Genomic DNA, 11695 nt, shown 5'->3' with positions numbered 1-11695 from the left:
GCGGCAGACAAAGCATACGGAAGGCCAGGGAACGTGCACATGACCCCGAAATTACATTCCGGTAATCTTGGCGTCATCTTGATGTTCATTGCCTTGGGCTACAGTCGCCGGTCGCTGGCGGCACGCATCGGGCAACGAGGAAAGCGCAGATGAAACTGCTTGTAGTGGAAGACGAGGCCAAAACCGGCGAGTACCTGCGGCAAGGCCTGACCGAGGCCGGCTTCGTGGTGGACCTGGCCGCCAACGGCCTGGACGGCCACCACCTGGCCATGAGCGAGGCCTACGACCTCATCATCCTGGACGTGATGCTGCCCGACGTGGACGGCTGGCGCATCCTGCAGACGCTGCGCGCGGCCGACAACCGCGTGCCGGTGCTGTTCCTGACCGCGCGCGACAGCGTGGCCGACCGCGTCAAGGGGCTGGAGCTCGGTGCGGACGACTACCTGGTCAAGCCGTTTGCCTTTGCCGAGTTGCTGGCACGCGTACGCACGCTGCTGCGCCGTGGCAGCGCGCAGGTGAGCGTGGACCGCGTGCAGGTCGGCGATCTGGTGCTGGATCTGGCGCGCCGGCGCGCGTCTCGCGGCGGGCGCCGCATCGTGCTGACCAGCAAGGAGTTCTCGCTGCTCGAGCTGCTGGTGCGCCGGCGCGGCGAGGTGTTGCCGCGCTCGCTGATCGCCTCGCAGGTGTGGGACATGAATTTCGATAGCGACAGCAATGTCATCGACGTCGCCATCCGCCGGCTGCGCGCCAAGATCGACGACGATTTCGACACCAAGCTGATCCAGACCGTGCGCGGCATGGGCTACGTGCTCGAAGACCCCAAGGACACGGCGTGATGCGGCGCTTCTCCCTGACGACACGCCTGACCGCCCTGTTCTGCCTGTCGTCGGCCGGCGTGCTGCTGGGCCTCGGCATCCTGATCGCGACGGCCATGGACCGGCATTTCGCGGAAGAGGACTTTGCGAGCCTTGGCGACAACATCCGGCTGATCCAGCGGATCGCCGCCGAAAGCGCCGCGGCGCCGGTGCCCGAGCGGCTTGCCGTGGCGCTGGAGCACCATCCCGGATTCATCGCCCATGTCAGCACGGCCGAAGGCCAGACCCTGTACGCGAGCGAAGGCTTCGATTTCCGCGCTGCGCTCGGCACGGCGTCGGTATTGCCGGCCGGCCGCGATCATTTTGTATGGGAACAGGATGGCAAGAGCTACCGCGGCATGCGCGCCGCTGTGCCGGCACCGGCGCCACTGACCATCGTGGTCGGCATGGACACGGAAATCCACGCCCATTTCATGCGCGCGTTCCGCCATTCGCTGGTGTTCTACGTCGCACTGGCCGCGCTGGCCAGCGGCCTGCTTGGCTGGTGGGCTGCCCGGCGCGGGTTGGCACCGCTGCGCACCATGGCCGCGCGTGCGCGCGCCGTGACCGCGCACAAGCTCGACGAGCGCATGCCGGTGGAAGCGGTACCGGTGGAAATGGCTGACCTGGCCGGCACGCTCAACGCCATGTTCGAGCGCTTGCAGCGCGACTTCGAGCGGCTGTCCGAGTTCTCGTCCGACCTGGCGCATGAGCTGCGTACGCCGCTCACCAACCTGATGACGCAGACGCAGGTTGTGCTCTCGCAGCCGCGTGCTGCCGAAAAATACCGCGATGTGCTGGCGTCGAATGCCGAAGAACTCCAGCGCCTGACACGCATGGTGTCGGACATGCTCTACCTGGCCCAGATGGAACACGGCCTCACCCTGCCCTGTGCAGAGCCGATCGACGCGGCGGTCGAAGTCCACGCCTTGTTCGAGTTCTATGACGCACTGGCCGAGGACAAGGGCGTGCACCTGCAGTTGCGCGGCGAGGGACACATCGTGGGCGACCGCCTGATGCTGCGCCGCGCGCTCAGCAACCTGCTGTCCAACGCGCTGCGCTATACGCCGCCCGGCGGCAATATCGTGATCGAGGTTGGCAACAGTGCCGACGCAGTCACCATTGCCGTGGAAAACGACGGGCAGGAGATCCGTTCGGACTTGCTGCCGGTAATCTTCGAGCGCTTCTCGCGTGGCGACAAATCTCGCGTACGCCCGGATTCGGACAGCGTGGGGTTGGGATTGTCGATCACGCGCGCCATCATGGCCGCGCATGGCGGCACCATTGCCGTGCAATCGGCAGGCGGCAAGACGCGCTTTACGCTCACCTTCCGGCGGCAGGCGCTGCCCACCGCCGTGGCGGCCTGAGCTGTCACTCGTTCGCAGTCAGCAGGCGGTACGCGTCGTCTTCCGTGATCTTGAGCCGGTATTTGTGTGCCAGCACGCGCGCCAACGCGCGCGCGGCGCTCGGCGGGCTGTGCTGCAATTGCTCTCGGTAGGCCTCCACCTCGTAGCGCAGCCGCCAGCGAGGGCTCAGCAGGTAGAGCACGCCCATCAAGCCCCAACTGCGCCAGAACTGGCGCACATGCACCTTCTCATGCTCGATCAGCGCCTGGCTGGCGCCGGGGCGCAGCAGGATCAGCGGCCCCGGTGTGAAGCCGTCAAACCCGCGTGGCACGAGCCAGCGGGTTTCGATCACCAGGCACAGCGGGGAGCGGCAGTAGCGGACATTGCGGACCATGGCGCCAGCATAGCGCGAACCGCGCCAGGCCTCACGCCGCGGCGCGCAAGGCTTCCTGCGGGCGCTGGATGACCGGCGCGCTGCCGCGCGATCTGCCAGAGCTGAGATAGCCCGCGATCGAATCCTGCGTCACTTCGCCAAGGTACGCGCCGTCGGCATCCACCACCGGGAGCCAGCTCGTGTTGTGCTGGTACATGCGCGACAGCACGATGCGCAGGTGCTCGTCGGCCGTGGCCGTGGCGGGGAACGCACGCATCACGTCGCTGCAGCGGCCGTTGCCCGCGCGGGCATCGCGCCGCGTGACGTAGCCAAGCGCGCGCTGCGCATCGTCGACCACCGGCAGGTGGCGCACATCGGCGTCGTCCATCACGCCGAGTGCCTCGGACAACGCCATGTCGGGCCGGCAGCTCGGCGGCATGGTGGCCGCATCGCCGGCACTCACGAGCAGCAGGCGCTTGAGCGTGTTGTCGTGACCGACGAAGGCCTGCACGAACTCGTCGGCCGGGTGTGCCAGCAAAGCGTCCGGATGATCGAACTGCACCAGCTTGCCGCGCCGGAACACTGCCACCTTGTCGGCCAGCTTGATGGCCTCGTCGATATCGTGCGAGACCATGATCACGGTCTTGCCGAGCTGGCGCTGCATCTGCAGGAATTCGTTCTGGATGCTTTCGCGGTTGATCGGATCGACCGCGCCGAAGGGCTCGTCCATCAGCAGCACCGGTGCGTCGGCCGCGAGCGCGCGGATCACGCCGATGCGCTGCTGCTGCCCGCCCGAGAGTTCGCGCGGATGGCGCGACAGCATGCGATTGGGGTCGAGCTGCACCATCGACATCAGCTCGCGCGCGCGCTCGTGGCAGCGGCGCTTGTCCCAGCCGAGCATGCGCGGCACGACCATGATGTTCTCTTCGATGGTCATGTTCGGGAACAGGCCGATCTGCTGGATCACATAGCCGATCTTGCGGCGCAGCGCCACGCCGTCGATGCCGACGGTGTCCTCGCCATCGATGCGCACCGTGCCCGAGGTCGGCTCGATCAGCCGGTTGATCATCTTCAGCGTGGTGGTCTTGCCGCAGCCGGACGGCCCCAGGAACACGCAGATTTCCCCACGCGGCACTGTCAGCGAGACAGCATCCACAGCCCGCACTTCGGTGCCGTCCTTCTGCGGGAAGGCCTTGGTGAGTCGGTCGAGTTCGATCATAGTCGGATTCCTTTCGGCGTCAGTACCTTCTGCAGCCACTGCAGGAAGGCATCCGCCACGATGGCGAGCACGCTGACCAGGACCGCGCCCACGGCCAGCTTGCTCATATTGCTCTGGCTGATCGCCTGCAGGATCAGCACGCCGAGGCCGCCCGCGCCGATGATGGCGGCAATGGTGGCCACGCCGATGTTCATCACCACGGCCGTGCGCACGCCGCCGAGGATCACCGGCACGGCCAGCGGCAAGTCGACGCGGCGCATGCGCTGCCACGTCGTCATGCCGATGCCGCGCCCGGCTTCCTGGATGCCCGGGTCGACGTTGACCAGCGCGGTATAGGTGTTGCGCATGATCGGCAGCAGCGAGTACAGGAACACCGCGGTAACGGCCGGCACGTAGCCGAGCGCATGCCCGAAGCGCGCGAAGATCGGGATCATCAGCCCGAACAGCGCGATCGACGGCAGCGTCAGCACAATGGTGGCCAGCGTCAGCAGCGGCGTAGCCAGCCAGCGGAAGCGCGTGATGGCGATGCCCAGCGGCACGCCGATCAGGATCGCCATGCCCACGGCCGAACCCACGAGCGCCAGGTGTTCGGCGGTGAGTTTCAGCAGCGTCGGCCAGCTATGTTGGAGATAGGTCAGCAAGTCCATGCGCGCCTCATCAGATCAGACCATGGCTGCGCAGGAAGTCTGCCGCCACCTTGTCCACCGGTTGCTGGCCGATGTCCACCTGGTAGTTCATTTCGGTCATGGTTGCGTTGTCGAGCTTCGCCGCCAGCGCGTTGAGCAGCGTGGCGAGTTCCGGGTGCTTGTCGAGCGCGGCCTGGCGCACCACGGGCACTGCGCTGTAGTCCGGGAAGAAATGCAGGTCGTCTTCAAGCAGCACGAGTTCGAAGCCCTTCACGCGGCCGTCGGTCGTGTACACCAGTCCCAGGTCGACCTGGTTGTTCTTCAGCGCCGTATAGACCAGGCCCGGATCGAGCTGGATCACGTCGCGGCGCGTGAACGGCAGCTTGTACATGGCCTTGAGCGGCTCCAGGCCGTCCGGGCGCGCGGCGAATTCCATGTCGACGGCAAACGGATGTTGCGTGTCCTCGCCGCCCTTGCGCATCTTCCCGGCATAGGCCGACAGCGTGGTCACGCCAGCCGCCTGAGCGCGCGCCTTCGGCATGGCCAGCGCATAGGTGTTGTTGATGCCCGACGGCTCCAGCCACACCAGCCCGCGCGCGGCATCCAGCGCCTTCACGCGTGCATAGCTGTCCTTGGCGTCGAGCTTTTCCTCGACCTTGTTGAAAACAATCAGCGCCGTGCCGGTGTAATCCCACACCACGTCGAGCTGGCCGTTCTCCAGCGCCTGGCGCATCAGCGTGCTGCCCAGGCCGGCGGTCAGTTCGGTGCCGATGCCTTTGGCGCGCAGGTATTGCGACGTCATCGACGACAGGATCAGCTGCTCGGTGAAATTCTTGCCGCCCACGCGCACCGGCGCGGCTTCAGCGGCGGGCGCCTGCGCCCGGGCCGGCGCGGAGCTCAGCAGCACGGCGGCCAGCACGGTGCCCACGAGCATGAAGGCCCAGAAGGCGCGGCGTTCGCGGTCTCGTTTCGGTTCCATGGGTTTCTCCTCTCGGCCGGCGCTCAGCGCGCCAGGCCACGCCGGCGCAGGTACAGGTTGCCGGCGCCCGCGAACAGCGCGTCCAGCGCCAGTGCCAGCAATGCCGTGGCGGCTGCGCCGAGCAGCAGCAGCGGCTGGTTGTTCAGGTAGATGCCCGGGAAGATCAGCTCGCCCAGGCTGTTGGCGCCGATCAGGAACGACAGCGGCACCGTGCCCACGTTGATCACCAGGCTGATGCGGATGCCTGCCAGCATTACCGGCAGCGCATTCGGCAGTTCCACGCGCAACAGCCGCTGGCACGGCGTCATGCCGATGCCGCGCGCAGCTTCGAGCAGCGTGGGCGAAACGTTGCGCAGGCCCTCGTAAGTATTGCGCACGATCGGCAGCAACGACGCCAGCCACAGCGCCAGGATGGCGGGCCGCTCGCCGATGCCGAGCACGGCCAGCGCCAGCGCGAGTACCGCGAGCGACGGCACCGTGTTGCCGACGTTGAAGACCTGCATCAGCCGGTCTGCCCAGCGGCGCATGCACGGACGGCTCAGCGCGATGCCGGCCGGAATGCCGGTGGCCAGCGCAAGCGCCATCGAAAACGCAACCAGCCTCAGGTGGTCGGCCACGTCATAGAGCAGGCGATCCTGGTGCTGGCGGATGACGTCCATGCCGATCCAGGCGACCAGGCCACCCAGCGCCAGCATGGTCAGGCATCCCCAGGCAAACACACGCATGGTTTGCTTTGACATATCCCCCCTCGCCACGAACGGAAAGCGAATAGAAATCCACTTTTCGATCGCGGAAAACAATATGGGCTGGGCGGCCGTGAAGTGGGGAGCCGCCGTCCCGATTCAGATTGCATTGCCGCCATGACCGGCACGATTGCCAGCGGACGGGCTTTTGGACCTCCACACCGTGGGCGGAAAGTCCGATTGACGGGATGCCGGGGGCGTTGTGCCCGCGGGGTCCCTGAAGCAGCGCACCCGGGCCGGTCGATCACCGGAAGCCAGGTGGCCAGGGCAGCGCTGAAAGTGAAGAGGTCGACGCGCCGCCGAATTCATTGGCCGTTGCCAGGCAAGGCCTGGCGGGTGCGCCAGGCGAGTCAATCCACGGCAACGGATGACAAAGAGAGCGCTATCATACGCATCTTCATCGATTTTGTCATCTTCGCCTATCTCACGGCTTTTCGTATGGGTTTTTCGCGCAGTTCTCGTGGCCTCTGGAGACCAGTCGAACCGGCTCGAAAAAGCGACTCCGACCGTTGCCACCGCTAGCTCGAATCGAAGCGCATTGCGTGTATGGATGGAACAATCTGTTGCCCACCCGCCCTCTACTCTTTCCCCGCCAAACCTCTACATTGTCGGTGTAGCTGAACACGACGGACCGAAGGATCGGGGCAGCGATGCCCCGCCAGCCGGCCCGCCAACCGGAGAAAGAATCATGGACACCCGCAACCTTATCGCCACCATTCCGGCCACCGCGCAGGAATCCGTGCAGCGTTCGCGCACGGTGGACCGTGTCGTGCGCGGCATCGCCACGTCGGACGGCGCCGGCGTCAAGCTGACGCGCGTGCTGACGCAGAACCTGCAGCGCCGGCTGGACCCGTTCCTGATGCTTGATGCCTTCGGCACCGACAGCAAGGACGACTACATCGGCGGCTTCCCCGATCACCCGCACCGCGGTTTCGAGACCATCACGTATATGCTGGCCGGCCGCATGCGCCATCGCGACAGCGCCGGTAATGAAGGCCTGCTGGAAAACGGCGGCGCCCAGTGGATGGTCGCAGGCGCCGGCGTGGTGCACTCGGAAATGCCCGAGCAGGAAGACGGCCGCATGGAAGGCTTCCAGCTCTGGCTGAACCTGCCCGCTGCCGACAAGATGACTGCGCCGTGGTACCGCGACATGCCTGCTGCCGCCATCCCGACGGTGGCGCTGGACAACGGCGGCACGGTGCGCGTGCTGGCTGGCGCTTCGCATGGCGTGGCCGGCGCGGTGACGCGGCCGGTGACCGAGCCGATCTACCTTGACGTGCACCTGCCTGCCGGCCAGCAGTTCCGGCAGGCACTGCCGGCCAGGCATAACGCCTTCGTCTATGTGTACCGGGGCGAGGTGTCGATCGGTGAAGGCAGCGAGAAGGCGGTGGTCGAGTCGCAGCGCATGGGCGTGCTCGACGACGCGGGAAAGGCTGACGGCGTCATCGTCAACGCCGAGTCCGATGCGCGCTTCCTGCTCATCGCGGGCCAGCCGCTGGGCGAGCCGATTGCGCAGTACGGGCCGTTCGTGATGAACACGCAGGAGCAGATCTACCAGACGCTGGCGGATTTCCGCGACGGGCGTTTTGCGACGATCCCGGCCGCCACAGGGGCCTGAGCCCGGCCTGCCCCGGCGATAGTGCCGGGGCCCGCAGCCGCACCACACCGCCGCCCTCCGCAAGGAGGGCGGCGGTTTTTCATTGCATTTCCCGGCATGCGACTTGCAACCACCCGCCAACCGTTGCGGCGCTTGGACAAACCCCGGAAACCGGCCGCCACGGGGTCGCGCACTTATATAATTCGTAATCAATATCGTGCATCACGAAATCATGATGAATGCTGCAATGCGTCGCGGCGATGCTGCGCCACGCACTGCCCGCTGACTGCCCCGCCTTCCACGTTGCTGCCATAACAACCCGAGCCGCCTCAGTGACACCACAACTTCCCCCCAGGCTGGCGCTAGCCCATATCAGCAAGCGCTATCCCGGCGTCATCGCGAACGATGACATCAGCCTCAGCGTCGCCCCCGGCGAAATCCACGCCGTTCTCGGCGAGAACGGTGCCGGCAAATCCACCCTGATGAAGATCATCTTTGGTGCGGTCCGCCCCGACGCTGGCGAGATGCACTTCAACGGGGCGCCGGTCACGATCAACAGCCCGCATGACGCCCGCAACCTGGGCATCGCCATGGTGTTCCAGCACTTCTCGCTGTTCGACACCCTGACCGTGACCGAGAACATCGCGCTGGGCCTGCCCGGCGGACACAAGGGCGCGGCCAGCAGCATGAAGCAACTGGCCGAGCGCATCCGCGCCACCGCCGAACGTTATGGCCTTCCGCTGGAACCCAACCGCCATGTCCACACGCTGTCGGTCGGCGAGCGGCAGCGCGTGGAAATCGTGCGTGCGCTGCTGGCCAACCCGCAGCTGCTGATCCTGGACGAACCGACTTCGGTGCTGACGCCGCAGGCCGTGGAAACGCTGTTCGTCACGCTGCGCCAGCTTGCGGCAGAAGGCACGAGCATCCTCTACATCAGCCACAAGCTCGACGAGATCCGCGCGCTCTGCCATCACGCCACCGTGATGCGCATGGGCAAGGTCACCGGCGTGTGTGACCCGCGCCAGGAAAGCGCGGCCTCGCTGTCGCGGCTGATGATCGGCGGCGAGCCGCCGCGCGAAGCGCGCGTGGCCGCGCAGCGCGGCGAGGTGCGCCTGAGCGTGCAGGAACTGTCGCTGCCGCGCGCGCACGCCTTCGCGACCGAACTGCAGCAGATTTCGCTCGACGTGCATGCCGGCGAGATCGTCGGCATTGCCGGTGTGTCAGGCAACGGGCAGCAGGAACTGCTAGCCGCGCTGTCCGGCGAGGACATGCGCGTGGCCGGTCCGGCCGTGCGGCTGGCCGGCAAGCCCGTGGGCCGGCTCGACGCGAGACAGCGCCGGCGCGCTGGACTGGCCTTCGTGCCCGAAGAGCGGCTCGGGCGCGGCGCGGTGCCGGGCATGAGCCTGGCATCGAACACGCTGCTGTCGCACCAGGCGCCGCCGTACGTGCGCCAAGGCATGATCTCGCCGCGGGCGGCCGGCGGACTGGCGGCGGCCATCATCAACCGCTTCCGCGTCAAGGCCAGCGGCCCAGACGCGCTGGCCCGCAGCCTGTCCGGCGGCAACCTGCAGAAATTCATCGTCGGCCGCGAGATCGAAAGCGGCCCGAAGGTGCTGATCGTGGCGCAACCGACCTGGGGCGTGGACGTTGGCGCGGCCGCGCAGATCCACAACGAGATCCTGGCGCTCAAGGCCACCGGCTGCGCCATCCTGGTGGTATCGGAAGAACTCGACGAGCTGTTCGCGATCTGCAACCGGCTGCACGTGATCGCCAAGGGCCACCTGTCGCCGTCCATCCCGGCCGAGACCGCCACGCGCGAACAGATCGGGCTGTGGATGAGCGGCCTGTGGGAAGGCGGGCCGGCGCAGGCGCGCCACGCCCAGGCAGCGGAGGTGGCCAGCCATGGCTGAACTGCGCTCGCTCCTGCCCCGCTCCCCCATCACGCTCGCGCCGCGCGGCCTGCCGTCGCGGACCATGGCCTATGCTTCGCCGGTGATCGCGCTCGCGCTCACGCTGCTGTTCGGCGCGCTGCTGTTCCTGGCGCTTGGCAAGGACCCGATGGCCGCGCTCAAGGTGTTCCTGGCCGACCCGCTCAGGGACAAGCGCGCCATCGGCGAGGTGCTGCTCAAGACCGTGCCGCTGGTGCTGTGCGCGCTGGGCCTGTCGGTCTGCTACCGGGCCAATATCTGGAATATCGGCGCGGACGGCCAGTTGATTCTCGGCGGCATCTTCGCCGGCGCCACAGTCCTGTTCTTCGACGTGCCGGGCCAGACGCTGAACGGCACCGTGGTACTGGTGCTGGCATCGCTCGCCGGCGTGATCGGCGGCATGGTCTGGGCCTCGCTCACGGCGCTGCTCAAGGATCGCTTCAATGCCAACGAGATCCTGGTCTCGCTGATGCTCACCTATATCGCGCAGCAGCTGATGCTGTGGGTGGTCAACGGGCCGCTGAAAGATCCCAACGGCATGAACTTCCCGCAGTCCAAGGTGTTCTCGTCCGAATACCTGCTGCCGAACCTGATGTCCGGCTCACGCCTGCATGCGGGCTTTGCCGTGATGCTGGTGCTGGTAGCGGTGATGACGGTCTTCGTATTCCGCAGCTTTGCCGGCTATCGCCTGCAGGTGGGCGGCACCGCGCCGGCCGCGGCGCGCTATGCGGGCTTCTCGTCGCGCAGCGCGCTGTGGAGCGCACTGCTGATCTCGGGCGCCACAGCGGGCCTGGCCGGCGCGTTCGAAGTTACGGGCCCGATCGGCCAGCTGCTGCCGTCGATCTCGCCGGGCTATGGCTTCACCGCCATCATCGTGGCGTTCGTCGGGCGCCTGCACCCGGTCGGCACCGTGTTCGGCGGCATCATGATGTCGCTGTTCTATATCGGCGGCGAGATGGCGCAGTCGCGCCTCGGCCTGCCGTCGGCCATCGGCTGGGTATTCCAGGGCATGCTGCTGTTCTTCCTGCTGGCCTGCGACACCCTTATTGAAAACCGCCTGCGCTGGCGCGCCACGGCAGCCTGAGCGGAGCCACAGCAAAACATGGAACAACTCGCTCCACTCATCGCCACGGCGATCAACGCCGGCACGCCGCTGCTGCTGGCCGCGCTGGGCCTGCTCATCAATGAACGCTCCGGCGTGCTCAACCTCGGCGCCGAAGGCATGATGCTGGTCGCCGCCGTGGCCGGCTTCATGGTCGGCTACCAGACCCAGCAGCCGCTGCTCGGCTTTCTCGCCGGCGCGGTGGCCGGCATGCTGATGGCCACGCTGTTCTCATGGCTGGCGCTGGTATTGGCCACCAACCAGGTCGCCACCGGCCTGGCGCTGTCGATCTTCGGCACCGGCCTGTCGGCCTTCATGGGCCAGCGCTTCGTCGGCCATGCCATGCCGGCGCAGGCCAGGTCGATCCCGGGCCTGGCCGACATTCCCTTCATCGGCCCGGCGTTCTTCCAGCACCACTGGATGGTGTACTTCAGCCTGCTGCTGTGCTTCGCCATCATGTGGTTCCTGTTCCGCACGCGCGCCGGGCTGACGCTGCGCGCCATCGGCGAATCGCCGGAATCCGCGCATGCGCTGGGCTATCCGGTGCGCACCATCCGCTTCGGCGCGCTGCTGTTCGGCGGCGCCTGCTGCGGCCTGGCCGGCGCCTACCTGTCGCTGGTGTACACGCCGATGTGGGTCGAGAACCTGGTGGCCGGCCGCGGCTGGATCGCGCTGGCGCTGACCACGTTCGCCACCTGGCGCCCGGGCCGCGTGCTGGTCGGCGCGTGGCTGTTCGGCGGCGTGACCATCCTGCAGTTCTACCTGCAGGGCATCGGCGTCTCGGTGCCGTCGCAGTTCCTGTCGATGCTGCCGTACGCGGCCACTATCGTCGTGCTGGCGCTGATCTCGCGCAACCCGGCCTGGATCCGGCTGAACATGCCCGCGTCGCTGGGCAAGCCGTTCCGTCCGGGCAATGCCTGACCGTATT

11 protein-coding genes are annotated in these 11695 nt (G+C 67.0%); 6 read left to right on the top strand and 5 right to left on the bottom strand.

Annotated elements, in window-relative coordinates; translation table 11 throughout:
* Nucleotides 1–149 precede the first annotated feature (149 nt).
* A complete protein-coding gene (locus LDO29_RS01620) occupies nucleotides 150–836 on the top strand; it encodes a heavy metal response regulator transcription factor (RefSeq protein ID WP_224078046.1) in 687 nt (228 codons plus the stop codon).
* On the top strand, nucleotides 836–2221 hold the full coding sequence (locus LDO29_RS01615; RefSeq protein WP_396022612.1) for a heavy metal sensor histidine kinase: 1386 nt from the start codon (nucleotides 836–838) through the stop codon (nucleotides 2219–2221). The genes LDO29_RS01620 and LDO29_RS01615 overlap by 1 nt, the downstream gene beginning before the upstream one ends.
* A gap of 4 nt (nucleotides 2222–2225) precedes the next feature.
* Here LDO29_RS01615 and LDO29_RS01610 read toward each other — a convergent pair whose 3' ends face one another.
* The 5 genes from LDO29_RS01610 to LDO29_RS01590 are packed head-to-tail and all read right to left on the bottom strand — an operon-like array spanning nucleotide 2226 to nucleotide 6137.
* On the bottom strand, nucleotides 2226–2594 hold the full coding sequence (locus tag LDO29_RS01610) for a hypothetical protein (protein ID WP_224078044.1): 369 nt from the start codon (nucleotides 2592–2594) through the stop codon (nucleotides 2226–2228).
* A gap of 31 nt (nucleotides 2595–2625) precedes the next feature.
* Complete coding sequence (locus LDO29_RS01605; RefSeq protein WP_224078043.1) at nucleotides 2626–3792, bottom strand: osmoprotectant ABC transporter ATP-binding protein OsmV; 1167 nt, start codon at nucleotides 3790–3792, stop codon at nucleotides 2626–2628.
* Entirely contained in the window at nucleotides 3789–4439 is a 651-nt protein-coding gene (locus LDO29_RS01600) for an ABC transporter permease (protein ID WP_224078042.1), read from the bottom strand. Before LDO29_RS01600 ends, LDO29_RS01605 begins: the two co-directional genes overlap by 4 nt.
* 10 nt (nucleotides 4440–4449) lie before the next feature.
* A complete protein-coding gene (locus LDO29_RS01595) occupies nucleotides 4450–5397 on the bottom strand; it encodes a glycine betaine ABC transporter substrate-binding protein (protein WP_224078041.1) in 948 nt (315 codons plus the stop codon).
* Nucleotides 5398–5420: 23 nt separating this feature from the next.
* The gene (locus tag LDO29_RS01590) at nucleotides 5421–6137 is read right to left on the bottom strand and encodes an ABC transporter permease (RefSeq protein ID WP_290369496.1); all 717 of its coding nucleotides are present in this window, start codon (nucleotides 6135–6137) and stop codon (nucleotides 5421–5423) included.
* A gap of 691 nt (nucleotides 6138–6828) precedes the next feature.
* Here LDO29_RS01590 and LDO29_RS01585 point away from each other — a divergent pair.
* The 4 genes from LDO29_RS01585 to LDO29_RS01570 all read left to right on the top strand — a co-directional run bounded on the left by LDO29_RS01585 (nucleotide 6829) and on the right by LDO29_RS01570 (nucleotide 11688).
* Nucleotides 6829–7758, top strand: a complete 930-nt coding sequence (locus LDO29_RS01585; protein ID WP_224078040.1) for a pirin family protein — start codon at nucleotides 6829–6831, stop codon at nucleotides 7756–7758.
* A 311-nt stretch (nucleotides 7759–8069) separates the two neighbouring features.
* Nucleotides 8070–9647, top strand: coding sequence for an ABC transporter ATP-binding protein (locus LDO29_RS01580; protein ID WP_224078039.1), 1578 nt, complete (start codon nucleotides 8070–8072; stop codon nucleotides 9645–9647).
* Nucleotides 9640–10749, top strand: coding sequence for an ABC transporter permease (locus LDO29_RS01575; RefSeq protein ID WP_224078038.1), 1110 nt, complete (start codon nucleotides 9640–9642; stop codon nucleotides 10747–10749). The genes LDO29_RS01580 and LDO29_RS01575 overlap by 8 nt, the downstream gene beginning before the upstream one ends.
* 18 nt (nucleotides 10750–10767) lie before the next feature.
* The gene (locus LDO29_RS01570) at nucleotides 10768–11688 is read left to right on the top strand and encodes an ABC transporter permease (protein ID WP_224078037.1); all 921 of its coding nucleotides are present in this window, start codon (nucleotides 10768–10770) and stop codon (nucleotides 11686–11688) included.
* Nucleotides 11689–11695: the final 7 nt, after the last annotated feature.

The sequence above is a fragment of the Cupriavidus laharis genome (assembly GCF_914271435.1).
Classification (GTDB): domain Bacteria; phylum Pseudomonadota; class Gammaproteobacteria; order Burkholderiales; family Burkholderiaceae; genus Cupriavidus; species Cupriavidus laharis.
This window is presented reverse-complemented; position numbering and strand designations above follow the sequence as displayed.